Here is a 24,744-nt window from a genome sequence, read left to right on the forward strand (position 1 = left end):
ATCCGGGTGTCATGTGGCCCGGTCACGGTCCAGTCTGCCGAACCCCGGTGAGCGTTACGTGAAGGGAGCGGGCCGAGGCGTCCGTGAGGGCGGCGATCTGGTCGACGAGGACCCGCTTGCGGGCCCGGTCGTCGGGTGCGGTCTCGTACAGGGTGCGGAACTGCGGCTCCAGGCCCTCGGGGGCGCGGGCGGTGAGCGCGGCGGCGAGTTCGGCGATGACGACGCGCTGGCCGGCGCGGATGGTCTCCTGTTCGGCCCGCTGCATGACGTAGCGGTCGGCGACGGCCTTGAGGACGGCGCACTCGTTGCGGACCTCGTCCGGCACGATGAGTTCGGCGCCGTACCTGCCGAGCCGTCCGGGGCCGTACGCGCGGTGGGTGGCTGACTCGGCGGCGAGGCAGAACCGCCCGATGAGCTGGCTCGTCGCGTCCTTCAGCCGGGCCTGGGCCACGGCGGAGCCGTCGTAGCCGTGCGGCCACCACTCCTGGCCGACGAGCCGGTCGAGGGCGTCGGCCAGCTCCTGCGGGTCGGTGCCGGCCGGGACGTACCGGCCGATGGCGACCTCCCAGATCTCCCCGCGTTCCGGTTCGGCGAAGAGGCAGCTGGGGTCGATGTGCCCGGCGTGCAGCCCGTCCTCGAAGTCGTGCACCGAGTACGCGACGTCGTCGGACCAGTCCATGACCTGGGCCTCGAAGCACTTCCGGTCCTGTGGCGCGCCCTTGCGGACCCATTCGAAGACCGGCAGGTCGTCCTCGTACACCCCGAATTTGGGTGAGCCGGGGTCGGTCGGGTGCTCGCCCCGGGGCCAGGGGTACTTGGTGGCGGCGTCCAGGGCGGCCCGGGTCAGGTTGAGGCCGACGCTGACGAGCTCGCCGCTGCGGGGGTCGCGGACGAACCGCTTGGGTTCGAGCCTGGTCAGCAGGCGCAGCGACTGGGCGTTGCCCTCGAAGCCGCCGCAGTCCGAGGCGAAGTCGTTGAGCGCCTGTTCGCCGTTGTGGCCGAAGGGCGGGTGGCCCATGTCGTGGGCGAGGCAGGCCGTTTCGACGAGGTCCGGGTCGCAGCCGAGTGCGGCGCCGAGCTCCCGGCCGACCTGGGCGCATTCCAGGGAGTGCGTGAGCCGGGTCCGGGGGCTGGCGTCCCAGGCCCGGCCACGGGTGCCGGGGGTGACGACCTGGGTCTTCCCGGCGAGCCTGCGCAGGGCGGCGGAGTGCAGCACGCGGGCCCGGTCGCGCTGGAAGGCGGTGCGGCCGGGCCGTTTGTCGGCCTCGGTGTCCCAGCGCTCGGTGTCGGCCGCGCCGTAGGGCGTCGCGCCGTGTTCCTGTGTGTCCCGGGTGTCGTACGTACCATCCATGACCTCGACAGTAACGGCCTGCCCGCCGCGCGGAGGCGATCGGCGGGTGGAGTCACGCGGCTCCGGACGCGGTACGGCGCCGGGCCGCACGGTTCAGGCGGACGCCGGCAGGTGCGCGTGCGTCAGGGCGCCGTACGCGGGCACGCCCGTGGCCAGGGCCCGGTCGTAGCGGTGCAGCAGGAGGCGGGCCATCGCCGGGTGCGCGCCGAGCGGTGCGGCGGCGGTCCCGTCGACGGCGTCGGCCGCCGCCGTGGCGAAGCGGCCGGGTGCGGTGAAGTACGAGGCGAGGGCGACGCGGTGCCGCCCGCGGGCGGCGAGGGCGCGCAGGGCGACCGGCACGGTGGGGGTGGCCGCCGAGGCGTACGCCGGGACGACGGGCACCCCGCCGAGGCGGTCGCTGAGCATCTGGGCGGTGCGGCGGGCGTCGACGGCGGAGTCGGGGTCGCGCGATCCGGCGGCGGCGAGCACGACGGCGGCGCTGCGGCTCGTACCGTCCTCGGCCCGCCAGCCGGCCTCGACGAGCCGTTCGTACAGTGCCTCGACGAGCAGCGGGTGCGGTCCGAGCGGTGCGGCGACCAGGGTCCGCAGGTGCCCGGCCCGTGCGGCGGCCAGGGGCAGGTCGTGCCGGACGTGGTGGCCGCGGCCGAGGAGCAGCGGTACGAGGACGGCGTCGCCCGCCGCGATGCCGTCCAGGGTCTCCGGCAGCAGGGGCGCGTTCAGCTCGATGTGCCCGAGCCGGACGTCGAGTCCGGGACGCAGCTCCCGGACCCGGTCCAGGAGTTCCAGGACGGTGCGCAGGGCGCGCGGGTCCCGGCTGCCGTGCGCGACGGCGACGAGGGTCGGGGCGGGGTACCGGGCGTCGTTCCGGGTGCGGTGCATACGTCTGCGGGTTCCGTTCCGGGAGACGAGGCTGAGCTGGTTTCCGAGCTGTGAGGTGATGCGGGTGAGGATTTGCGCCGTGCTGTCGAGGGGCAGGGGCTCACGTGGGTGTTCCGGTGCCGTCTCCGTCATGGACAGATGGTGACGGGTGGAGGTTGCCGGGCCGTTTCCCACCGGTGACGGGTGTTTTCCGCCACCTCACGGCGGGGCGGGGCGCACTGTCAGGGCGGGTGCCGGGATCACGGAACTCCTGGTCCCGCGAACCTTTCGGCCTTCCCGATCGTCCTGTTCCATGAGGGATCCGGTACGGAACGGGGGGACCGCGCATGCGGCTGGGGGGACCGAGGCGGCCGTCGGTGCCGAAGTGGCTGGGCAGCGGGCGGCCACGGCTGCCGCGCACCCGTCGCGGGCAGCGGTGGCTGGTGCAGGGGCTGATGGTCGCCTGTGTGGTGGCCCTGGCCCCGGCGACCTGGCTGCACACGACGGCCGACGCCCGGGTGCGGACGACGGCGGACGCCCCCGCGCGGCAGGTGGCCGTGGTGTTCGGGGCCGGGCTGCGGCAGGGCAGGCCGTCGGCGTACCTCGCGCACCGCCTGGACGCGGCTGCCGAGCTGTACCGGACCGGCAGGGTGCGGGTGGTGCTGGTCACCGGGGACAACAGCCGGGTGGAGTACGACGAGCCGGACGCGATGCGCACGTACCTCACGGAACGCGGGGTGCCGGACGGCCGGATCGTGAGCGATTACGCCGGTTTCGACACCTGGGACTCGTGTGTCCGCGCCAAGAGGATATTCGGGGTCGACCGTGCGGTGCTGGTGAGCCAGGGCTTCCACATCCGGCGGGCGATCGCGCTGTGCCGGTCCGCCGGGATCGACGCGTACGGGGTCGGGGTCGACGCCGTACACGACGCGACCTGGTACTACGGCGGGACGCGGGAGGTGTTCGCGGCGGGCAAGGCGCTCCTGGACACCGTGTTCGAACCGGATCCGCACTTCCTGGGGCCGCGCGAGGCGGGGGTGACCGAGGCGCTCGCCGCGGACCTCACGGCCGGGCGGGACGCGGGCTGAGGTGCGTGTACCGGGGGCGTAACCGGACGCACCGGCGCCCGTAATACCCGGCTCGCACGCTGGGGGCATGGCCCGCACCGAGACGTCCACCCACTGCCCGTACTGCGCGCTGCAGTGCGGGATGAAGCTGCGACCGGTCACCGACGGCACGGTGGTCGAGGTCGTGGAGCGCACCGATTTCCCCGTCAACCGCGGGGCGCTGTGCGGCAAGGGGCGCACGGCCCCCGCCGTGCTGTCCGCCGGTGCCCGGCTGACCGGGCCCCTGGTGCGGAGCGCGGCGAGCGGCGAGCTGGAGCCGGCCGGCTGGGACGAGGCGCTGGAGCGGATCGCCGGGGGACTGGGCGGGACGCGGGCGGCGTACGGGGCGGACGCCGTGGGGGTGTTCGGCGGAGGCGGGCTGACCAACGAGAAGGCGTACGCCCTGGGGAAGTTCGCCCGGGTGGTGCTCGGCACCTCGCAGATCGACTACAACGGCCGCTTCTGCATGTCCTCGGCGGCCGCCGCGCACCAGCGGGCGTTCGGGCTGGACCGGGGGCTGCCGTTCCCGCTGGAGGACATCCCCCGTACCGGATGCGTGATCCTGGTCGGCTCGAACCTCGCGGAGACGATGCCGCCGGCGCTGCGCTATCTGACCGAGCTGCGGGAGAACGGCGGCCGGCTGATCGTCATCGATCCGCGCCGGACCAGGACGGCGGAGCAGGCGGATCTGCACCTGGCGCCCCGGCCGGGCACGGATCTGGCCCTCGCGCTCGGCATGCTGCATCTGGTCGTGGCGGACGGGCGGGTGGACGAGGAGTTCGTGCGTACCCGGACGAGCGGCTGGGACGAGGCCAGGGCCGGGGCGATGGCGCACTGGCCGGAGCTGGTGGAACGCATCTCCGGGGTGCCCGTGCCGCAGCTGCGTGAGGCCGTGGAGATGTTCTGCGGGGCACGGAGCGGGATGGTGCTCACCGCGCGCGGGCCCGAGCAGCAGGCCAAGGGCACGGACACGGTCGGCGCCTGGATCAACTTCTGCCTGGCGACCGGCCGGGCGGGGCGTCCGCTGTCCGGGTACGGCTGCCTGACCGGGCAGGGGAACGGCCAGGGCGGCCGGGAGCACGGTCAGAAGGCCGACCAGCTGCCCGGATACCGCAAGCTCACCGATCCGGCGGCCCGGCGCCATGTGGCCGGGGTCTGGGGTGTGGACCCGGATTCGCTGCCGGGGCCGGGGCGCAGCGCGTACGAGCTGCTGGACGCGCTGGGGCGGGATGTGCGGTCGCTGCTGGTGATGGGGTCCAACCCGGTCGTGTCCGCGCCGCGTGCGGGGCACATCGAGGAGCGGCTGCGGTCGCTGGACTTCCTGGCGGTCGCGGACGTGGTGCTGTCGGAGACGGCGGCGCTGGCGGACGTGGTGCTGCCGGTGACCCAGTGGGCCGAGGAGACCGGGACCATGACCAATCTGGAGGGCCGGGTGCTGCTGCGGCAGCGGGCGGTCACTCCGCCGCCCGGGGTGCGCAGCGACCTGGAGGTGCTCAACGCGCTGGCCGGGCTGCTGGGGCACGGGAAGGGTTTCCCGGCCGATCCCGAGGAGGTCTTCGACGAGCTGCGGCGGGCCTCGGCGGGCGGCCCCGCCGACTACGCGGGCATCACCTACGCGAGGATCGCGGCGGAGGACGGGGTGTTCTGGCCGTGCCCGGACGAGGAGCACGCCGGGACACCGCGGCTCTTCCTGGAGCGCTTCGCGACGGACGACGGGCTGGCCAGGTTCGTCCCGGTCGTGCACCGCCCGGCCGCGGAGGAGACGGATGCCGCGTATCCGGTGGTGCTGACGACGGGCCGGGTCGTGTCCCAGTACCAGTCCGGGGCGCAGACCCGGCGGGTGGCCGAGCTGAACGCCGCCGCGCCGGGCCCCTTCGTGGAGCTGCATCCGCGGTTGGCCGAGCGGATCGGGGTGGCCGAGGGCGACGCGGTCGCGGTCACCTCGCGGCGGGGGCGGGCGGTGGCGCCCGCCCGGATCACGGTCGCGATCCGGCAGGACACCGTGTTCATGCCGTTCCACTGGCCGGGCGAGGGCCGGGCCAACACCCTGACGAACCCGGCTCTGGACCCGGTGTCGCGGATGCCGGAGTTCAAGGTGTGCGCGGTGCGGGTGGAGGCCGGTTGAGCCGGTCGCCCCCGGGGACGGGCGTGTCGCCGGTGCGCGGGGACCGGGTGACGGTGGCGGCCGCGAGGTGGACCCGGGCGCGGACGGGCTCCCCTGATCCCGGACCGGTCGCCGGTACGGGCCGGCGGACCACCCGTCTCGTACGGATCGCGCGGGTGGTCCGGGCCCGGGTACTCCTCCAGGTCGTCCAGGAGGCCCAGCGGTTCCGCGTACGATCCCGGCGCGGCGGTGACGAGTGCGCCGCGGACCGTGCCGTGGCCCTCGACGGCGTACGGGTATCCGGGGCCCTCGTAGAGGAGGGCCCCGGGCAGCACGGCCGGGCGTTCCCCGCTCGTGCGGCCGCTCAGGAACCGGTCGTGGTTCCGTCGGCCGGGGAGCAGCGTGCCGTAGACGAGGAACGGCGGTCCGGCTCCGGTCACAGGGCCGCCGCCGCTGCCGTCTCCGCCGTCACCCAGCCGAGGTAGCGGGCGCTGCCCCGCACGATCGGCGTGGCGATGATCTCCGGGGTCTCGTAGTCGTGCGCCGCGACGAGGTGGGCCTCCAGCTCGTCGTACCGCTGCGCGGTGGTCTTGAACACCACCTGCCACTCCTCGCTGGTCTCGATGGCGTTGTGCCACCGGTAGACCGAGGTGACGGGCGCGGAGATCTGCGCGCAGGCGGCGAGCCGCGCCTCCACCACGCCCTGGGCGAGGGCGTGGGCCTTCTCCTCGCTGTCCGTCGTGGTCTGCACGGTCAGCCATGCGGGCTCTGTCATCCCCGGGTCTCCTCGGTTCGTCGTCGGTTCGTCATCGGTTCGTCGTCGGTTCGTCTTCGGTCCTGTGGGTGCGGGCCGCGCCTCGATTGTCGGCCCGGCCCGGGTCAGCCGCCGTACGGACGCAGGCTCCTGGCCTCGCGCAGCGCACGCCCCCACCAGACCAGCTGGTCGAGCATCGTCTTGGCCGCGGCGTCGGCGGCCGACGGGTCCCCGAGCCGCCCGTGGTCGTCGAAGAGGGCGCCCGCGTTGTGGAAGGAGACGGTGTCGCGGACGGAGACTGCGTGCAGTTCGGCGAAGACCTGGCGGAGGTGTTCGACGGCCCGCAGGCCGCCGGAGATCCCGCCGTAGGAGACGAAGCCGACGGGCTTGGCCTGCCATTCGGTGAAGTGGGCGTCGATGAGGTCCTTCAGCGGGGCGGGGTAGGAGTGGTTGTACTCGGGGGTGAGCACGACGAAGGCGTCGGCCCGCGCGAGCTGTTCCGACGGGGATCGTGCCTCGGCGACGTCGATCAGCTCGATGTCGATGTCCGGGTGGCCGGTGGCCCGGCCGAGGAACCACCGGGCGATGACGGGACCGAAGCGGCCCTCGCGGTTGCTGCCGAGGACGGCGGCCACCTTCAGCGGGGCGTCGGGCGGGGTGGGAACGACTGTGGTGAGGTCCATGCGTCACAGGCTCACGCCTCAAGTGTGGTTGAGGTCAAGCCGACCGGGCGTGGCACACCCCACGGCGGGCGCATGACGACTCCCGCGACCGCCCTGTACGTCGAGATCGGCGGCCGCCCGGCCACCGCCGAGGATCCGCGGATCCCTGCCTTCACCGGGTACACGGAGCTAATGAAGCACCTCGACGAGGTGTACGACGCCGCCCCCTCGGGCGCCGTCCGAGTCCGCCGCCTCCCGGGCCCGCACCGGTCCCGGGACCGGGTTGCAGCACCATGGGGTCATGCAGATCCACATCGAAGCCTCAGAGCTCCCGGGCCGCACCTGCCGGCCCGGCACCGACTTCGCCGGATTCGACAACATCCACGTCGGCGTGCAGCGCAAGGACCGGCCCGGTGAACTGCTCGGCCCGCACCCCGGCGACGCCCCCTCCGCCTCCTGGACCCTGGACTGCACCGCCGTGCCGACCGCCGAGGGCGGCATCGAGGTCTCGGGGCCGTACATCCAGAACAGGCTCGGTGGGCGCTTCGTCTATCTGTCCTGGGGAACGGTGGACGATTCCGGGGTCTTCACCATGTTCCGGCGGGCCAAACTCATGATGGCCGACGTCACTCAGGACGTCCTGGAAGCCGCTGTGCTGAGCGGGCACCTCACCGCACGGTTGCGCCTGACCGACGACGGGGGGCTGCCGCGTTGCGCCCGCGTGCGCCCGCCGGACATCGTGTGGGCCGCCACGGACGGGGCGTGACACCCCGGCGATCGTGTGTCGCGGCGCCCCGGGATGACACCGCCCCCATCCGGTCCCAGGGGGGGTGGGCCGGTGGGGGCGGTTGCCATGTGGGGGCGGCGTGGGTCTGCCGTCCCGTGGGGGGGTTGTAATTCGTGTGCCCGGCCCTCACAGGACCATGCGCGTGATGCGCATCACATTCCGTACGGAAGGCTGTCACCCGATCGGCACCGGGCGGCCCGGGTGGTCGGTGTCACCGCCGCGACCTGCGGCGGACCGGCGGGGCGGGCGCTCCCAACGGGTCCGTACGGGTGAAAGCTGACCCTGCGTCAGCGTGCGGCGGGCGGGCCCGGGCCGTTGTCTCGGAGGCAGGACACATCCGTCTGCCCGGAGGATTCCCATGCGCAGCCCTGCCCGCCTCGTGACCGGTACCGCCGCCGCGGCCCTCACCGCCGTCGCGCTCGGCCTCGCCACCGCCCCGTCCGCGTACGCCGAAGGCGCGGTCGAGAGGCCGGAGTCGTCCGCCTGGCCGGTGGTCCGGACGGATCCGGGGACGGATGCCGAGGCCGGTTCCGTGGCGGGGACGGCGCTCGGGGCGAACCCGGACACGGACCCGGGTGCGGAGTCGGGGCTGGAGACCGACTCGGAGCTGACGGAGACGGAGTTGACGGAGACGGAGCTGACCGAGACCGAACTCACCGAGACCGAGCTCACGGAGACCGAGCTGACCGGGGCGGATCCGGCGGAGACCGGGCTCGGGACGGGGGCGCGGCCCGGGACGAGCCCGCGACCGGAGCCCGTCGAGCCGCCGCCCGGGACGAAGCCCGCGCCGGTCAGACCGTCCGCGTCCCCGACCGGGACCTGGCCCGAGCGCCCCTCCGGGCATGTCAGGACCGGTGTCGGCGGCAGTGCGGGACCCGACACCACCCAGCTCGTCGCGGGCGCCGGAGTCCTCGGAGCGGCGGCCGTCACAGGCGTCCGGCTCCTGCGCCGGCGCCGTACGGACGGCGCGCAGCACGGCTGACGGCGACCTCGCGAGGACGACGACGTGGACAGGACGACACTCAGGTCAAGGGCATGGCTGGTGGGCATCGCCGCGCTGTGCGGCGTCTGGCTCGTCCAGAACGGTGCGGCCACCCGGACCGTCGCGCCGCAGCCCTCCACCGCCGAGGCCTTCGCCGCCGGCCCCGAACTGCGGCCCGGCTCACCGGTCGCCGGACCGCTGCGCGCCTCCGAGCCGGTCAGGATCCGCATCCCGGGCATCCGGGTGGACGCCCCCATGACGGGCCTGGGCCTGGGTGCGGGCGGCAGCCTCGACGTACCGGCCGCCGAGGACCGCAATCTCGCGGGCTGGTTCAGGAACGGCACCCCGCCCGGCGCGAAGGGCACCGCGATCGTCGCCGGGCATGTGGACAACGCCGAGGGACCGTCCGTCTTCTACGCGCTCGGGTCGCTGGAGAAGGGCGCCCGGGTCGAGATCGACCGCAGGGACGGCCGCACCGCCGTCTTCTCGGTGGACGCGGTGGAGGTGTACGACAACGAGGACTTCCCCGACCGACGGGTCTACGGCGACTCTCCGCACGCCGCCCTGCGGCTGATCACCTGCGGCGGCGGCTTCTCGCCTCAGACCGGCTACCAGGGCAACGTGGTGGCGTACGCCCACCTCACCGGCGTGCGGTGAGGTGGGCGGCCCGTTCTCGAAGCCCGTGCCCCTGCGGTGCCAGGCGGTCAGCCCGCCGCGGTCGCGGGCCCGGCGGTGGTCAGGCGGTCCACTGGTCGAAGCCGAGCTTGGCGACGAGTGAGAACACGACGACCAGGAGGACCCCCCGGACGAAGTCGCTGCCCTTCCTGAGTGCCATGCGCGCTCCGAACATGCCGCCCGCCAGATTGAATACGGCCATCAGCGCGGCCAGCTGCCACAGCACCGTGCCCTGGTAGGCGAACATCGCCAGCGCCCCGGCGTTGGTGCAGACGTTCACGATCTTCGCGGTCGCGGAGGCCGTCACCAGGTCGAGGTGGAGCACGGCGGTCAGGGCCAGCACCAGGAAGGTGCCCGTACCCGGCCCGAACAGCCCGTCGTAGAAGCCGATGCCGCCGCCGACCAGCACGATCGCGGTGACGGTCCGGGCCCGGGTGACCGTCCGGCCCCGCCCGTCACCGGCCGCCGCCGTGCCGAAGGCCGGGCGCAGCATGACGAAGGCCGCCACTCCGAGGAGCACCACCATGATCACCGGGCGCAGGACGTCGCTGCTGATCCCCGCGGCGAAGAAGGCACCCGTCATCGACCCGGCCAGTGCCATGAGCCCGATCCGTACGGCGGTCCCGACCTGGACCGGCGCCTTGCGTACGTAGGTCACGGCCGCGCCCGAGGTGCCGACGATGGCGACCGCCTTGTTGGTGCCGAGGATGTGGGCGGCCGGGACGTTCGGCAGGCCGAGCAGCAGGGCGGGCAGGAGGAGGAGCCCTCCGCCGCCGACCACCGCGTCGATCCAGCCGGCCGCGGCGGCGGCCAGGCAGAGCAGTACGAGGGTGGTCAGCGTCATCTCGGGCATGTCCGTGACCTTAGGCAAGCGACAGGTGCCCGGTCCAACCAGTTGCCCCGGCCCTCACAGAGGGAGTCCGCGCGCGCTGAGCGCAAGGTTCCTCCCGGGAAACAGGAGGGATGCGGTCGGGTAACACCGGCCCCGCAGTCTCTTCGTCATGAGGACACAGAGCGGGAACACGGCGCGTGTGGTGGTGATCGGCGCCGGGATGGCGGGCGCACGGCTCGCCGCCCGGGTCCCCGGTGTCACCGTCATCGGCGAGGAGGAGCACGCACCGTACAACAGGGTGCTGCTCGCCGAGGTACTCGCCGGGCGGTACGAGCCGGACGTCATCGCGCTGCCGCCCGCCGAGGTGCGGCGCGGGGTGCGGGTCGTACGGATCGACCGGGCGGACCGGCTGGTGCACTGCGACGACGGCAGCGTCCTCGGGTACGGGCGACTGGTGCTGGCCACCGGTTCCAACCCGGTGCTGCCACCGCTGCGGGGCCTCGGCCACATGCTGCCGGACGGGGTGCATCCCTTCCGCACCCTGGATGACTGCCTGGCCCTGCGCGCCGCCGTACGCCCCGGCGTACGCGCCGTCGTCATCGGCGGCGGTCTCCTCGGGGTCTCCGCCGCCCGTGCGCTGGCCGAGTGCGGCGCCCAGGTGGTGCTGGCCCAGCAGGGCGAGCACCTCATGGAGCGGCAGCTGGACGCCGAGGCGGCCGGGCTGCTGCGACGCCATCTGGAGGCCCTCGGGGTCGAGGTGCACACCGAGTGCCGGGTGCGCGGTCTGCGCTGCACCGACGGCGCCACCCCCGCGGTGCGCGCCGTGGAGCTCGCCGACGGCTACGAGCTGGAGGCCGAGATCACGGTGCTGGCCTGTGGGGTCCGTCCCAGGACGGGTCTGGCGCAGGCCGCCGGGCTCGACGTCCGCAAGGGCGTCGTCGTCGACGACGAGCTGCGCACCTCGGACCCGTACATCCACGCGGTCGGCGACTGCGCCGAGCACGCCGGGACGGTCTACGGCCTGGCGGGGGCGGCGCTCGAACAGGCCGACGTCCTGGCCGAGGTACTGGCCGGAGGGTCCGCCCGCTACGAGGGCACCCGGGCCCTGACCCGGCTCACCCTGCGCTCCCCCGCCGCCGTCCCCGTCTCCGCCGGAGCCGCCGGAGCCGCTGTGACCGCCGGAACTGCTGGACCCGCCGCCGGAGCCCTGGCTTCCGCCGGTTCCGTCGCTGCCCCCGGCGGCCTCGATCTGGCCGCCTTCGGGGACTCCCGTCCGATGCCCGGCGACGACGTGATCCGGCTGGCCGACGCCACCCGGGGCGCGTACCGCACGGTCGTCGTCCGCGGCGACCGGCTGGCGGGCGGGGTGCTGTTCGGCGATCTCGCCGCGGTCGGCACCCTCGCCCGGACCTGGCAGGAAGACGAACCCCTCCCCGCCGACATGTCCCTGCTCCACCTGCTCACCAACGACGGAGGCTTCTGATGCCGGTGTCCACTCCCCCGACCGCCCCCACCGCGGGCGTGCCGACGATCGTGGTCGTCGGGCACGGCATGGTCGGCCAGAGGTTCCTGGAAGCGCTCGCCGACCGCGGGCTGACGGCCGCCGCGGGCACCGCCCGGGTCGTCGTCCTCTGCGAGGAGCCCCGCCCCGCCTACGACCGGGTGCAGCTGACCTCGTACTTCTCCGGGAAGACGCCGGAGGACCTCTCACTCGTCGAGCCGGACTTCATGGCACGGCACGGAATAGAGCTGCACGTCGGCGACCCGGCGGAGAGCGTCGACCGTGAGGCGCGCACCGTCACCGCGCGCTCCGGGCAGACGTTCTCGTACGACACGCTGGTGCTGGCCACCGGCTCGTACCCCTTCGTACCGCCGGTGCCCGGCAAGGACACCGAGGGCTGCTTCGTCTACCGCACCATCGAGGACCTCCTCGCGATCGAGGAGTACGCGAAGACCGCGACGACCGGCGCGGTGGTCGGCGGCGGGCTGCTCGGCCTGGAGGCCGCGGGCGCCCTGAAGGGCCTCGGACTCAGCACGCACGTCGTGGAGTTCGCGCCCCGGCTGATGCCCGTCCAGGTCGACGACGGCGGCGGTGCCGCGCTGCTGCGCACCGTCGAGAACATGGGCCTCTCCGTCCACACGGGCGTCGGCACCCAGGAGGTCACCGCGGGCGAGGACGGCCGGGTCAACGGCATGTCGCTCTCCGACGGTTCCTCGCTCGCCACCGACCTCGTCGTCTTCTCCGCCGGCGTGCGCCCCCGGGACCAGCTGGCCCGCGACTGCGGCCTGGCGGTCGGCCCGCGCGGCGGCATCATCGTCGACGAGGAGTGCCGCACCTCGGACAGCGCGGTCTTCGCGATCGGCGAGTGCGCGCTGGCCTCGGACGGCCGGGTCTACGGGCTGGTGGCGCCGGGCTACGAGATGGCGGTCGCGGTCGCCGAGGTGATCTCGGGCAGCACCGCCTCGTTCACCGGCGCCGACCTGTCGACGAAGCTGAAGCTGCTCGGTGTGGACGTCGCCTCGTTCGGCGACGCGCACGGCGCGGCCGAGGGCTGCCTCGACGTGGTCTATTCGGACTCCCGCTCGGGTGTCTACAAGAAGCTGGTGATCGGCCGGGACGGCACGCTGCTCGGCGGGGTGCTGGTCGGGGACGCCGACCAGTACGGCACGCTGCGGCCGATGACGGGCACGGTCCTGCCGGTCGCCCCGGAGCAGCTGGTGCTGCCGGCCGGCGCGGGCGGCCCGGTCACGCTCGGCCCGTCCTCGCTGCCCGACGAGGCCGTGATCTGCTCCTGCCACAACGTGACCAAGGGCGCGATCTGCGAGCACACCACGCTGCCCGAGGTGAAGAAGTGCACCAAGGCGGGCACGGGCTGCGGAAGCTGCGTCAAGGTCATCGGCCAGCTGCTGCCGCAGCCCGAGGACCAGGGCCTGTGCGGCTGCTTCGAGTACACCCGCAGCGAGCTGTACGAGATCGTCCGCACCCTGGGCGTCACGACGTACGCCGGGCTGCTGGACTCGCACGGCCGTGACGCGGCCAAGGGCGGGGACGGCTGCGAGGTCTGCAAGCCGACGGTCGGTTCGATCATCGCCTCGCTGGCGCCGACGGTCGGTGCGAGCGGCTACGTCCTGGACGGCGAGCAGGCGGCCCTCCAGGACACCAACGACCACTTCCTGGCCAACCTCCAGCGCAACGGCTCCTACTCGATCGTGCCGCGCATCCCGGGCGGTGAGATCACCCCGGAGAAGCTGATCGTGATCGGCGAGGTGGCCCGGGACTTCGGCCTCTACACGAAGATCACCGGTGGCCAGCGCATCGACCTGTTCGGCGCCCGCGTCGACCAGCTCCCGCTGATCTGGACCCGCCTGGTGGACGCCGGATTCGAGTCGGGGCACGCGTACGGGAAGTCGCTGCGCACGGTGAAGTCCTGTGTGGGGCAGACCTGGTGCCGCTACGGCGTGCAGGACTCGGTGAAGATGGCGATCGACCTGGAGCTGCGCTACCGGGGCCTGCGTTCGCCGCACAAGCTGAAGTCGGCGGTCTCCGGGTGCGCCCGCGAGTGCGCGGAGGCCCGCGGCAAGGACTTCGGGATCATCGCTACGGCCCAGGGCTGGAACCTGTACGTCGGTGGCAACGGCGGCGCCACACCGCGCCACGCGGACCTGCTGGCCCAGGACCTGTCCGACGCCGAACTGGTCCGTCTCATCGACCGGTTCCTGATGTTCTACATCCGCACGGCGGACCGGCTGGAGCGCACCTCGACCTGGCTGGACCGGATCGAGGGCGGCCTGGACCACGTACGGGACGTCGTCGTCCACGACTCGCTGGGGCTGTGCGACGAGCTGGAGCGGCTGATGGCCGACCACGTCCGCGGCTACCGCGACGAGTGGGCCGAGACCATCAACGACCCGGAGCGGCTGCGCCGCTTCGTGACCTTCGTCAACGCCCCCGACGCGCCCGACCCCTCGGTCAAGTTCGTCCCCGAGCGCGATCAGGTCAAGCCCGACCTGGACATCCTCGCGGGCCCCGTGCTCGCCATCCGTACTCTCGAAGGGACTCCCTCCTGATGACGACCCGGACGATGGAATCGGCGCAGGACACCCGGACGATCCAGCTCGCGGACGGGGACGGCTGGCTCACGGTCTGCGACCGCGACCTGCTGACCCCGGGGCGCGGTGTGGCGGCCCTCCTCCCGGACGGCCGGCAGGTCGCCCTGTTCGTGGACCGGGCGGGGCGCGCGTACGCGATCGACAACCGTGACCCGTTCACCGGGGCGTACGTCCTCTCCCGGGGCCTGGTCGGCTCGGCGGCCGGGCGGCCGTTCGTGGCGTCGCCGCTGCTGAAGCAGCGCTTCGACCTGGAGACGGGCGCCTGCCTGGACGACGACGACGTCACCGTGCCGGTCTTCGCGGTCCGCGCGGACTGATCCCGGCCCGTTCACCGGCTGTTGACGCTACGTCAACTGCGTCCCTCTACTGTCCTGACGTTCGACCCGCCGGGCCGTCCGGACCGGCGGGCCCTCACGTCACCCGTGGAGTGATCGTGGAACGTCGGACCTTCTTGCGCACAGCGGTGATCGGCGGCTCGGCGGCGGCCTTCGGCGGCACCCTGTGGCGGGGTGCCGCCTTCGCCGACCCCGCCCAGCCGGCCGCCGGCCCGTACGGCGCGCTGCAGGCGGCCAACGGCAACGGCATCCTGCTGCCGAACGGTTTCACCAGCAGAATCGTCGCCCGCTCGGGACAGACCGTCCCCGGCACCTCGTACGTCTGGCACAGCGCGCCCGACGGGGGTGCCACGTACGCCGACGGCAGCGGCTGGATCTACGTCTCGAACGCCGAGGTCTCCTCGGGCAGCGGCGGCGGGGCGAGCGCGGTGCGCTTCAACTCCTCCGGGACCGTCACCTCCGCCTACCGGATCCTGTCCGGCACGAACAACAACTGCGCGGGCGGCAGCACCCCGTGGAAGACCTGGCTGTCCTGCGAGGAGGTCAGCCGCGGTTACGTCTACGAGACGGACCCCTGGGGTGTGAACGCGGCCGTCCGGCGGCCCGCCCTGGGCCGCTTCAAGCACGAGGCGGCCGCGGCCGACCCCGACCACGGCTACATCTACCTCACCGAGGACGAGACGGACGGCCGCTTCTACCGCTTCCGCCCCACCACCTGGGGCAACCTGTCCTCCGGCACCCTCCAGGTCCTGGTGGCGGGCTCCGGCACCTCGGGCCCCGTGACCTGGGCGACGGTCCCCGACCCGGACGGTTCACCCACCCTGACCCGTCACCAGGTCTCCGGCGCGAAGGTCTTCAACGGCGGTGAGGGCTGCTTCTACGCTGCGGGCACCTGCTGGTTCACCACCAAGGGCGACAACCGGGTGTGGGCGTACGACGCGAACGCGTCCAGCATCTCGCTCGCCTACGACGACTCGCTGGTCACGGGCGGCGGAGCTCCGCTGACCGGCGTGGACAACGTCACCCGGTCCGTCTCGGGCGACCTGTACGTCGCCGAGGACGGCGGGAGCATGGAGATCTGCCTGATCACCCCGGACGACACCGTCGCGCCGTTCCTGCGGATCAGCGGCCAGTCGGGCTCGGAGATCACCGGCCCGGCCTTCTCCCCGGACGGCACCCGGCTCTACTTCTCCTCGCAGCGCGGGACGAGCGGAAGCTCCTCCGGCGGCATCACGTACGAGGTCAGGGGGCCGTTCCGCGGCTGAACGGGACATCGGCCGCACGGTGCCGGTACCGGCGCCGTGCGGCTGTCCCCGCGGCCATCAGGCCTGGCCGCCGCTTTCGGCCGCGGCCGGGTCCATCCACACGACCTCCCAGATGTGGTGGTCGGGGTCCTGGAAGGAACGGCCGTACATGAAGCCCATGTCCATGGCGTCGTTGGCGGGCGAGCCTCCCGCGGCGAGCGCGGCGTCGGCCAGCTCGTCGACCCGGTCCCTGCTGTCCGCGCTCAGGGCGAGGAGGACCTCCGTCGTCCTCGAGGCGTCGGCGATCTCCTTCTTGGTGAAGTCCTTGAAGCGCGGCTCGCTGATGAGCATGGCGAAGATCGTGTCGCTGATGACCAGACAGGCGGTCGTCTCGTCGCTGAACTGCGGATTGAAGCCGAAGCCGAGCTTCCCGAAGAAGTTCTTCGACGTCTCCAGGTCCTTGACCGGCAGGTTCACGAAGATCATCTGAGGCATGGTTCCCACTCTTTTCCGTCCCGGCACTTCGCGTGCTCCGTGGCGCTGTGTTCGAGCGCTTCCGAGAGGTAGACGGCGGGGCGCGGCGGAACTCATCGCTCGCGGGGAAATCGTCCCGGAGCCCGTGGCGACCCGGAGCCCCGGAATCGCCGGTCCCCGGCGCCCCTGGCGCCCCCGCCGTCTCCGGCATCCCCCGCGCGGGAGCTCCGCCGGCCGTCAGGACATCGCGAGCGGGGCGCCGCCCCTGAGCAGTGACGCGCCCAGGGGGGTGAGCGTGTGCAGGACCGAGCTGCCGTGCCGCAGGGTCAGCACCAGACCGGCCTCGCGCAGCACGCAGGCGTGCTGGCTCGCGGAGGCCAGGGACACTCCGGTCCTGCGGGCCAGCTCACTGGTCGTGCAGCCCTTCCCTATGGCCTGGAGGATCGCGGAGCGGGTGTGTCCCACCAGCCGTCCCAGCCAGGGGCCGGGCCCGTCGGCGTAGACCGGGGCGGCGGGATGGGTGACCGGATAGACGAGCACCGGCGGGAGGACCGGGTTCCGGTAGACGACCGGGGTGCCGCGACAGAAGAACGAGGGCTGCAGGAGCAGGCCCCGCCCGTCCAGGCGCAGCTCGCGGTCGACGGGGTAGTCCGCCTCCAGCACGGGCGCCCGCCAGCGGATCATGGACGGCAGGCTGGCCAGGAGCTCGTCCGCGCCACCGTCCAGCAGGGCGCGGCCCCGGACGGCCCGGTCGGCCTCCACACTCGCCTGGATGTGCGGCCAGTACGGCTCGACGGCGGCGCGGTGGTAGCTGCGCAGAGCGGTGATGAGACGCCCCAGCGGCTCCGTGCGCCCCTCGGAAAGCGCGTCCAGCAGTGCGGCGGGCGACCGGCCGCCGCCCCGTGCGCGCGGCATCGAGGGTCTACTTTCGGCCAACAGGGCCAGTTCGGCGTGGAGACGGTCCGCGCGAGTGTCGCGGAGCGCCTCCATTCCGACGTCGAGACCGAATGGCTCGGCGCCTTCCTGAGAAGGCGTCAGGAAGTCGGGGAAATAGCCGCGGGGCGGAACGACCGCCGACAGCAGACGTGCTTCACCATTCAACCGGACCCGGGATTCCGTCCGCCATTTCCCGAACACCGTGGAACCCCGCCGGTCCCTCAGTCGGTGAAAACTGAGAATGGTTTCCCACATTGCGTCAGGCCTCGTGGCCATCCGCACTCTGGAAAGGTCCACCCCGGACACATGGATACGCAGCACCGAACCCCCACTGTTGCAACCGCAATCGCCCCCATCAAAGGGTATGCATGCCGTCACAGGAGGTCACCACGGGGTTTCGGCCACAGTTGAAACGTCTCGCCCACAACCTCGCCAACCGAAAAGCTGTACGACGTCGGGTGCGAATCCGGCGTCACCGAAAGAGCGGGTGAGGGCCGTGGGGGGCTTTGCCTGCTCGGCGGCGGTGGCGACGGTGCGGCTCCGTACCCGGCGGGGGTAAGCCGGGTGCGGTCCATGGGTGGGGATCCATGGACCGCACCCCGGTCCGCTCGATCACGGGATTTGCGCACCGAACGAAGAAAAGAAACAACCCTGGATGGTTCGTAATTCAATTGAAGAAGCGGCAGCACCCCCGCACAGGGTGCTGCCGCTTCCGGGTTTTCCGGGGCCGCCGGCGGATCGGCGAGGGTACGGATGATCCGCCCGCGGTCCCGGAGTCGTGATGGCTCGTGGCCGGCCCGCCGGCCGGGTTGGCTCAGCGGCTGTCGCTGCCCTTCGGCCCTGCGGCGGCGCGGCCCGCCTCCAGTCGTGCGACCGGGATGCGGAAGGGCGAGCAGGAGACGTAGTCCAGGCCCACCTCGTGGAAGAAGTGCACCGACTCCGGGTCACCGCCGTGCTCACCGCAGACACCGAGCTTGAGGTCGGGACGGGTGGCCCGGCCGGCCTCCACGGCGCTGCGCACGAGCGCGCCGACGCCGTCCTTGTCGATCGTCTCGAACGGCGACACCCCGAAGATGCCCTTCTCCAGGTACGCGGTGAAGAACGAGGCCTCCACGTCGTCGCGGGAGAAGCCCCACACCGTCTGGGTGAGGTCGTTCGTACCGAAGGAGAAGAACTGCGCCGCCTCGGCGATCTGACCGGCGGTCAGGGCGGCGCGGGGCAGTTCGATCATCGTGCCGATGCTGAGCTTCAGCTCCGTACCGGTGGCGGCCTCGACCTCGGCGATGACACCGTCGGCCTCGTCGCGGACGATCTCCAGCTCCTGGACCGTGCCGACGAGCGGGATCATGATCTCGGCGCGCGGGTCGCCCTTGGCGTTCTTGCGCTCCGCCGCCGCCTCCGCGATCGCCCGGACCTGCATCGCGAACAGTCCGGGGATGACCAGTCCGAGGCGTACCCCGCGCAGGCCGAGCATCGGGTTCTGCTCGTGCAGCTTGTGCACGGCCTGCAGGAGGCGCAGGTCGTTCTCGTTGGCGTCCTTGCGGGACTCGGCGAGCGCCACCCGCACGGAGAGCTCCGTGATGTCGGGCAGGAACTCGTGCAGCGGCGGGTCGAGCAGCCGCACGGTGACGGGCAGTCCGTCCATCGACTCGAACAGCTCGATGAAGTCGGCCTTCTGGAGCGGCAGCAGCGCGTCCAGCGCGGTCTCACGCTCGTCGTCGGTGTCCGCGAGGATCAGCTTCTCGACCATCTCGCGGCGCTCGCCGAGGAACATGTGCTCGGTGCGGCACAGGCCGATGCCCTGGGCGCCGAAGCGGCGGGCCCGCAGGGCGTCCTCGGCGTTGTCCGCGTTGGCGCGCACCCGCAGCCGGCGCACCCGGTCCGCGTACGCCATGATCCGGTGCACGGCGGCGACCAGCTCGTCGGCGTCGTCGGCGCCCGCGTGCATGCGGCCCTCGAAGTACTCGACGACCGGGGACGGTACGACGGGTACCTCACCGAGGTAGACCTTGCCCGTGGAGCCGTCGACGGAGACGAGGTCGCCCTCCTCCACGACGGTGCCGCCGACCGTCAGCCTGCGGCGCTTGGTGTCGACCTCGATCTCCTCGGCGCCGCAGACACAGGTCTTGCCCATGCCGCGTGCGACGACGGCGGCGTGCGAGGTCTTGCCGCCGCGCGAGGTGAGGATGCCCTCGGCGGCGATCATGCCGTCGAGGTCGTCGGGGTTGGTCTCCCGGCGGATGAGGATGACCTTCTCGCCGGACCGGGACCACTTGACGGCCGTGTACGAGTCGAAGACGGCCTTGCCGACGGCCGCACCCGGGGAGGCGGCGATGCCACGGCCCAGGAGCACGGTGCTGGCCTCGTCGTCGAAGCGCGGGAACATCAGCTGTGCGAGCTGGGCGCCGTTGACGCGCTGGAGCGCCTCGGCCTCGTCGATGAGGCCCTGGTCGACGAGCTGGGTGGCGATCCGGAAGGCGGCACCGGCGGTGCGCTTGCCGACCCGGGTCTGGAGCATCCAGAGCTGGCCGCGCTCGATGGTGAACTCGATGTCGCAGAGATCCCGGTAGTGGGTCTCCAGCGTCTCCATGATCGTGATCAGCTGGTCGTAGGACTTCTTGTCGATCGACTCCAGCTCGGCGAGCGGCACGGTGTTGCGGATACCCGCGACCACGTCCTCGCCCTGCGCGTTCTGCAGGTAGTCGCCGTAGACGCCCTGGTGGCCGCTGGCCGGGTCACGGGTGAAGGCGACGCCCGTGCCGGAGTCGGGGCCGAGGTTGCCGAAGACCATCGAGCAGATGTTGACGGCGGTGCCGAGGTCGCCGGGGATGCGCTCCTGGCGGCGGTAGAGCTTGGCACGGTCGGTGTTCCACGAGTCGAAGACCGCCTTTATGGCCAGATCCATCTGCTCGCGCGGGTCCTGCGGGAAGTCCCGTCCGGCGTCCCGGGTGACGATCTTCTTGAACTGCTTGACCAGCTTCTTGAGGTCGGCCGCGTCGAGGTCCACGTCGACGGTGACGCCCTTGGCCTCCTTCGCGGCCTCCAGCGCCTCCTCGAAGAGCTCGCCGTCGACGCCGAGGACGGTCTTGCCGAACATCTGGATGAGCCGGCGGTAGGAGTCCCAGGCGAAGCGCTCGTCACCGGCCTGGGTGGCGAGGCCGACGACGGACGCGTCGGAGAGGCCGATGTTGAGGACCGTGTCCATCATGCCGGGCATCGAGAACTTGGCGCCGGAGCGGACGGAGACCAGCAGCGGGTCCTCGGCCTGGCCGAGGTTCTTGCCCATCTGCTTCTCGAGCGCCACGAGGTGCGCGCTGACCTCGTCGCGCAGCTCGGCCGGCTCGTCACCGCTGTCGAGGTAGACCTTGCAGGCCTCGGTGGTGATCGTGAAGCCCGGAGGGACCGGCAGCCCGAGATTGGTCATCTCGGCGAGGTTGGCACCCTTGCCGCCCAGCAGGTCCTTCAGATCCTTGTTGCCCTCGGTGAAGTCGTAGACGAACTTCTGAGAATCTTTGTTTTCCGACACGGGTCTCGACTCCTCGAGGACGCGGTGGCTGCCCTGACGGCGAGGAACATACCCAGATCGAAGGTGTCTGGGTACGCCCACTTGCGGGTCACGAGGCCTCAACCACCCGTCCGCCAGCAGATCGAAAGTGACGTCACCAATCGGCCGGACGAGTTTCCGTGTTCACTTCTCGAAGCCAGAACTACGGAGGGTGCCGCATCTCAGGGATCTCATGAACCAGGAGTGACGAACGCGTCGATCGATCAAAATAAAGGGCCCTGGCACCCAGTGCCATCATTTGAGAAGTACAGCAACCGAAAGAGCGCTCATCTGAGCCATGCGCATCTCAGGGGTGGCGAGAATCACGCCCCCGGTCGCGCTCAGATGTCACTATCCGGACGCCCCCAGGCCGACCGCCGGTCACCTTTCGGTCCCGAGGACATCGCGGAGCGTGAACATGGCCGCGGAAGACGGCACACGGGCACCTGTCCCGCTCCGAATCGCCCGAGATCCCATGCAAGAGCCCGCTCACATGAGCGGGCTCTTGCATGGGCACCCGGTGCCCCCTACGGCGGCGGCGCGCCTCAGCCGCCCGAGGTGTCCAGCTCGGCCTCGGCGCCCACGCCCGCGCAGTCGTAGGGGTCCTTGAGCCAGCCGTCCGGCAGTGCCACCCGGTTGTTGCCCGAGGTGCGCCCACGAGGTCCGTCTGCGCCGTCCGGCCACGGCTGGTCGAGGTCCAGCTCCTGGAGCTGCCCGCCCAGCTCCTCCAGGGAGGAGGTGACCGCGAGCTTCCTGCGCATCTCCGAGCCGACGGCGAAGCCCTTGAGGTACCAGGCCACGTGCTTACGGAAGTCGATCACGCCCCGGCTCTCGTCGCCGATCCACTCCCCCAGCAGCGTCGCGTGGCGCAGCATGACGTCCGCGACCTCGCGCAGCGCCGGGGCCTGCCGCGTCCCGGTGCCCTCGAAGGCGGCGACCAGGTCGCCGAAGAGCCAGGGCCGCCCCAGGCAGCCGCGGCCCACGACCACACCGTCGCAGCCGGTCTCGCGCACCATCCGCAGCGCGTCGTCCGCGCACCAGATGTCGCCGTTGCCCAGGACGGGGATCTCGGGGACGTGTTCCTTGAGGCGGGCGATGGCGTCCCAGTCGGCCGTGCCGCCGTAGTGCTGGGCGGTGGTCCTGCCGTGCAGGGCCACCGCCGTGATTCCCTCCTCGACGGCGATGCGGCCCGCGTCGAGGTAGGTGGTGTGGTCGTCGTCGATGCCCTTGCGCATCTTGATGGTGACCGGCAGGTCACCCGCGCTCGCCACAGCCTCACGGAGGATCGCCCGGAGCAGCGGCCGCTTGTACGGGAGCGCCGAGCCGCCTCCCTTGCGGGTGACCTTGGGCACCGGGCAGCCGAAGTTCAGGTCGATGTGGTCGGCGAGGTCCTCGTCGACGATCATGCGGACCGCCTTGCCGACGGTCACCGGGTCCACTCCGTACAGCTGGATGGAGCGCGGGGTCTCGCTCGCGTCGAAGTGGATGAGCTGCATGGTCTTCTCGTTGCGCTCGACCAGCGCCCGCGTGGTGATCATCTCGCTGACGAACAGTCCCTTGCCGCCGGAGAACTCACGGCACAGGGTGCGGAACGGGGCGTTGGTGATGCCGGCCATGGGCGCGAGCACCACCGGCGGCCGCACGGTGTGCGGGCCGATCCGGAGCAGCGGGAGGGCGGGGGCGAGCGTGGTCATCCACCCATTGTCGCGTACGCCGGAGGGACCTGGCCCCCGGCCGTGGTGCTGTCCCGTGCGACCGGGTGGAAGCGGTGGCCGGGGAAACGCGGGTGGGCCCGGACCACCGTGGTGATCCGGGCCCACCTTCGTACGGGTACGTCAGCTCTGTGCCGCCGTGCCGTTCTGCTCGGAGGAGTCGGAGGAGGAGGCGTCCGAGGAGGCGTCCACCTGCGCGGAGCCGGAGCCCTCGGCGCGCTCGCGCATCTTGCGCACCAGCTCCTGCTTCTGTTCGGCCGCCGTCCTGCGGTCGGCGTCGCGCGCGGGGCCCGCGCCCTGCTGCTCGGCGCGGGACGGCTTCTTGCGCTGTCCGCCCACACCGAGGAGGTTGTTGCGGCTCTTGGCCACGGGAGTTCTCCCATTCGTGGTGAGAAGTGAGGTCTGAAGTGATCAGGGACCTCAGGGATCGATTCGATGGGCGACGGGCGGTCGGCCCGTCGCACGCTCACTCGTAGATCTGGAAGAACGAAGACATACCGAAAAAGGTACCTCGGCCCGGACGGACCTCTCACCCGATTTTCGGCCCGAGCCGCCGTGCCGGTTCAGGTGGTCGGGTCGACCGTCGCCTGGTGGGCCTCGGCCAGGTGTTCCTCGGCCTTCAGCCAGGGCAGGAACTGCGCCCCCTTGCGCCATCCGCAGGTGTCGCAGGTCAGCTGCCGCTGCATCCCGGACTTCCGTACCCGAACGACGTGTTCGCGGCCGTGCTGGTCCCATCTGCTGACCTTGCTCGTGGTCATGGACGCCATCCGAGCCTCCTGTAGGGGTGTGCCAGCAGTGTGCACGAAGCCCCCGGCTCCCTGCGCGGGAACCGGGGGCTTCGTCATCGGGCCGCGTACCGTCAGCAGCCCAGAAGGCGGGAGCCGAGGTAGCCCTGGATCTGGTCCAGGGAGACGCGCTCCTGCTTCATGGTGTCACGCTCGCGCACGGTCACCGCGTTGTCGTCGAGGGTGTCGAAGTCGACCGTGACGCAGAACGGCGTACCGATCTCGTCCTGGCGGCGGTAGCGGCGGCCGATGGCGCCGGCGTCGTCGAACTCGATGTTCCAGTTCTGCCGCAGGTCGGCCGCGAGGCCCTTGGCCTTGGGCGACAGCTGCGGGTTGCGGGACAGCGGCAGGACCGCGACCTTGACCGGCGCCAGGCGCGGGTCCAGACGCATCACGGCGCGCTTCTCCATGACGCCCTTCGCGTTGGGCGCCTCGTCCTCGTTGTAGGCGTCGAGGAGGAAGGCCAGCAGCGAGCGGCCGACACCGGCCGCGGGCTCGATGACGTACGGCGTCCAGCGCTCGCCGGACTCCTGGTCGAAGTACGACAGGTCCGTGCCCGAGGCCTTGGAGTGGGCCTTGAGGTCGTAGTCCGTGCGGTTGGCGACGCCCTCCAGCTCGCCCCACTCGCTGCCGCCGAAGCGGAAGCGGTACTCGATGTCAGCGGTGCGCTTGGAGTAGTGGGAGAGCTTCTCCTGCGGGTGCTCGAACCACCGCATGTTCTCCTCGCGCATGCCCAGGCCGGTGTACCAGTTCCAGCGCTGCTCCATCCAGTACTCCTGCCACTGCTCGTCCTCGCCCGGCTTGACGAAGAACTCCATCTCCATCTGCTCGAACTCGCGCGTGCGGAAGATGAAGTTGCCCGGAGTGATCTCGTTCCGGAAGGACTTGCCCATCTGCGCGATGCCGAAAGGCGGCTTCTTGCGCGAGGTCTGCTGCACCTGGCCGAAGTTGGTGAAGATGCCCTGGGCGGTCTCGGGTCGCAGGTAGGCGACGGACCCGGAGTCCTGGGTCGGGCCGAGGTGGGTGGAGAGGAGGCCGGAGAACTGCTTGGGCTCGGTGAACGTGCCCTTGTTGCCGCAGTTGGGGCAGTTGAGGTCGGCGAGGCCGTTGACCGGCGGCTTGCCGTGCTTCTCCTCGTACGCCTCCTCCAGGTGGTCGGCGCGGTAGCGCTTGTGACAGGAGGTGCACTCGGTGAGCGGGTCGGAGAAGGTGGCGACGTGGCCGGAGGCGACCCAGACCTCGGGGGCAAGGATGACCGACGAGTCGAGACCGACCACGTCCTCGCGCGAGGTGACCATGTAGCGCCACCACTGACGCTTGAGGTTCTCCTTCAGCTCGACGCCCAGCGGCCCGTAGTCCCAGGCGGCCTTCTGGCCACCGTAGATCTCACTGCAGGGGTAGACGAAGCCACGGCGCTTGCTCAGGCTGACGATGGTGTCGATCTTGTCGGCGGCCACGGTGCTCTCTTCATTGCGACGGTGAAATTGGACAGG

21 protein-coding genes and 1 pseudogene are annotated in these 24,744 nt (G+C 71.8%); 9 read left to right on the forward strand and 13 right to left on the reverse strand.

Annotation, left to right across the window (positions count from 1 at the left end):
• Positions 1–22: 22 nt before the first annotated feature.
• On the reverse strand, positions 23–1,351 hold the full coding sequence (locus ACFWVP_RS01380) for a deoxyguanosinetriphosphate triphosphohydrolase (protein WP_384492874.1): 1,329 nt from the start codon (positions 1,349–1,351) through the stop codon (positions 23–25).
• A 93-nt stretch (positions 1,352–1,444) separates the two neighbouring features.
• Entirely contained in the window at positions 1,445–2,362 is a 918-nt protein-coding gene (locus ACFWVP_RS01385) for a sirohydrochlorin chelatase (RefSeq protein ID WP_384492875.1), read from the reverse strand.
• Between the two features lie 194 nt (positions 2,363–2,556).
• Here ACFWVP_RS01385 and ACFWVP_RS01390 point away from each other — a divergent pair, with 194 nt between their 5' ends.
• Both ACFWVP_RS01390 and ACFWVP_RS01395 read left to right on the forward strand, forming a co-directional pair.
• Positions 2,557–3,297 carry a vancomycin high temperature exclusion protein gene (locus tag ACFWVP_RS01390; RefSeq protein WP_384492876.1) on the forward strand — a complete coding sequence of 247 codons (741 nt, stop codon included), beginning with the start codon at positions 2,557–2,559 and terminating at the stop codon, positions 3,295–3,297.
• Positions 3,298–3,364: 67 nt separating this feature from the next.
• Complete coding sequence (locus ACFWVP_RS01395) at positions 3,365–5,440, forward strand: molybdopterin oxidoreductase family protein (RefSeq protein ID WP_384492877.1); 2,076 nt, start codon at positions 3,365–3,367, stop codon at positions 5,438–5,440.
• Here the strand turns inward: ACFWVP_RS01395 and ACFWVP_RS01400 are convergent.
• From ACFWVP_RS01400 to ACFWVP_RS01410, 3 genes and pseudogenes are all read right to left on the reverse strand, one after another.
• Positions 5,406–5,859 (reverse strand): annotated as a pseudogene (locus ACFWVP_RS01400) (gamma-glutamylcyclotransferase family protein). The gene ACFWVP_RS01395 and the pseudogene ACFWVP_RS01400 sit on opposite strands and share 35 nt — an antisense overlap.
• Positions 5,856–6,194 (reverse strand): divalent-cation tolerance protein CutA, encoded by a 339-nt coding sequence (gene cutA / locus ACFWVP_RS01405; RefSeq protein ID WP_384492878.1) that lies wholly within the window; start codon positions 6,192–6,194, stop codon positions 5,856–5,858. Before cutA ends, ACFWVP_RS01400 begins: the two are co-directional and overlap by 4 nt.
• Before the next feature lie 104 nt (positions 6,195–6,298).
• Positions 6,299–6,856: an NADPH-dependent FMN reductase gene (locus ACFWVP_RS01410; RefSeq protein ID WP_384492879.1), complete on the reverse strand. Its 558-nt coding sequence runs from the start codon at positions 6,854–6,856 to the stop codon at positions 6,299–6,301.
• Between the two features lie 280 nt (positions 6,857–7,136).
• Here ACFWVP_RS01410 and ACFWVP_RS01415 point away from each other — a divergent pair, with 280 nt between their 5' ends.
• The 3 genes from ACFWVP_RS01415 (at position 7,137) to ACFWVP_RS01425 (ending at position 9,261) form a co-directional block, all read left to right on the forward strand.
• The gene (locus tag ACFWVP_RS01415) at positions 7,137–7,601 is read left to right on the forward strand and encodes a DUF5990 family protein (protein ID WP_384492880.1); all 465 of its coding nucleotides are present in this window, start codon (positions 7,137–7,139) and stop codon (positions 7,599–7,601) included.
• Positions 7,602–7,980: 379 nt separating this feature from the next.
• Entirely contained in the window at positions 7,981–8,604 is a 624-nt protein-coding gene (locus ACFWVP_RS01420) for a pentapeptide repeat-containing protein (protein WP_384492881.1), read from the forward strand.
• A gap of 24 nt (positions 8,605–8,628) precedes the next feature.
• Complete coding sequence (locus ACFWVP_RS01425; RefSeq protein ID WP_384492882.1) at positions 8,629–9,261, forward strand: class F sortase; 633 nt, start codon at positions 8,629–8,631, stop codon at positions 9,259–9,261.
• A gap of 79 nt (positions 9,262–9,340) precedes the next feature.
• On the opposite strand, the gene ACFWVP_RS01430 is transcribed toward ACFWVP_RS01425, so the two are convergent.
• Complete coding sequence (locus tag ACFWVP_RS01430; protein ID WP_384492883.1) at positions 9,341–10,132, reverse strand: sulfite exporter TauE/SafE family protein; 792 nt, start codon at positions 10,130–10,132, stop codon at positions 9,341–9,343.
• 148 nt (positions 10,133–10,280) lie between these two features.
• Here ACFWVP_RS01430 and ACFWVP_RS01435 point away from each other — a divergent pair, with 148 nt between their 5' ends.
• The 4 genes from ACFWVP_RS01435 to ACFWVP_RS01450 all read left to right on the forward strand — a co-directional run bounded on the left by ACFWVP_RS01435 (position 10,281) and on the right by ACFWVP_RS01450 (position 15,821).
• Complete coding sequence (locus tag ACFWVP_RS01435) at positions 10,281–11,594, forward strand: NAD(P)/FAD-dependent oxidoreductase (RefSeq protein ID WP_384492884.1); 1,314 nt, start codon at positions 10,281–10,283, stop codon at positions 11,592–11,594.
• Positions 11,594–14,179 (forward strand): nitrite reductase large subunit NirB, encoded by a 2,586-nt coding sequence (nirB, locus tag ACFWVP_RS01440; RefSeq protein ID WP_384492885.1) that lies wholly within the window; start codon positions 11,594–11,596, stop codon positions 14,177–14,179. The genes ACFWVP_RS01435 and nirB overlap by 1 nt, the downstream gene beginning before the upstream one ends.
• On the forward strand, positions 14,179–14,538 hold the full coding sequence (nirD, locus tag ACFWVP_RS01445; protein WP_384492886.1) for a nitrite reductase small subunit NirD: 360 nt from the start codon (positions 14,179–14,181) through the stop codon (positions 14,536–14,538). The genes nirB and nirD overlap by 1 nt, the downstream gene beginning before the upstream one ends.
• Before the next feature lie 116 nt (positions 14,539–14,654).
• Positions 14,655–15,821: an alkaline phosphatase PhoX gene (locus tag ACFWVP_RS01450; RefSeq protein ID WP_384492887.1), complete on the forward strand. Its 1,167-nt coding sequence runs from the start codon at positions 14,655–14,657 to the stop codon at positions 15,819–15,821.
• A 57-nt stretch (positions 15,822–15,878) separates the two neighbouring features.
• On the opposite strand, the gene ACFWVP_RS01455 is transcribed toward ACFWVP_RS01450, so the two are convergent.
• From ACFWVP_RS01455 to ACFWVP_RS01485, 7 genes are all read right to left on the reverse strand, one after another.
• The gene (locus ACFWVP_RS01455) at positions 15,879–16,295 is read right to left on the reverse strand and encodes a VOC family protein (protein WP_384492888.1); all 417 of its coding nucleotides are present in this window, start codon (positions 16,293–16,295) and stop codon (positions 15,879–15,881) included.
• Positions 16,296–16,511: 216 nt separating this feature from the next.
• Positions 16,512–17,531, reverse strand: a complete 1,020-nt coding sequence (locus ACFWVP_RS01460; protein ID WP_384492889.1) for an ArsR/SmtB family transcription factor — start codon at positions 17,529–17,531, stop codon at positions 16,512–16,514.
• A gap of 493 nt (positions 17,532–18,024) precedes the next feature.
• Positions 18,025–20,736: a pyruvate, phosphate dikinase gene (ppdK, locus tag ACFWVP_RS01465; RefSeq protein ID WP_384492890.1), complete on the reverse strand. Its 2,712-nt coding sequence runs from the start codon at positions 20,734–20,736 to the stop codon at positions 18,025–18,027.
• A 563-nt stretch (positions 20,737–21,299) separates the two neighbouring features.
• Positions 21,300–22,448, reverse strand: coding sequence for a tRNA dihydrouridine synthase DusB (gene dusB, locus ACFWVP_RS01470; protein ID WP_384492891.1), 1,149 nt, complete (start codon positions 22,446–22,448; stop codon positions 21,300–21,302).
• A gap of 141 nt (positions 22,449–22,589) precedes the next feature.
• Positions 22,590–22,835 (reverse strand): DUF6243 family protein, encoded by a 246-nt coding sequence (locus tag ACFWVP_RS01475; protein ID WP_384492892.1) that lies wholly within the window; start codon positions 22,833–22,835, stop codon positions 22,590–22,592.
• A 194-nt stretch (positions 22,836–23,029) separates the two neighbouring features.
• Positions 23,030–23,233, reverse strand: a complete 204-nt coding sequence (locus ACFWVP_RS01480) for a hypothetical protein (protein WP_384492893.1) — start codon at positions 23,231–23,233, stop codon at positions 23,030–23,032.
• Positions 23,234–23,325: 92 nt separating this feature from the next.
• A complete protein-coding gene (locus ACFWVP_RS01485; protein WP_384492894.1) occupies positions 23,326–24,708 on the reverse strand; it encodes a glycine--tRNA ligase in 1,383 nt (460 codons plus the stop codon).
• Positions 24,709–24,744: the final 36 nt, after the last annotated feature.

Origin of the sequence: Streptomyces sp. NPDC058637, from assembly GCF_042717325.1 — a bacterium.
In the GTDB taxonomy this organism is placed as follows: Bacteria; Actinomycetota; Actinomycetes; order Streptomycetales; family Streptomycetaceae; genus Streptomyces.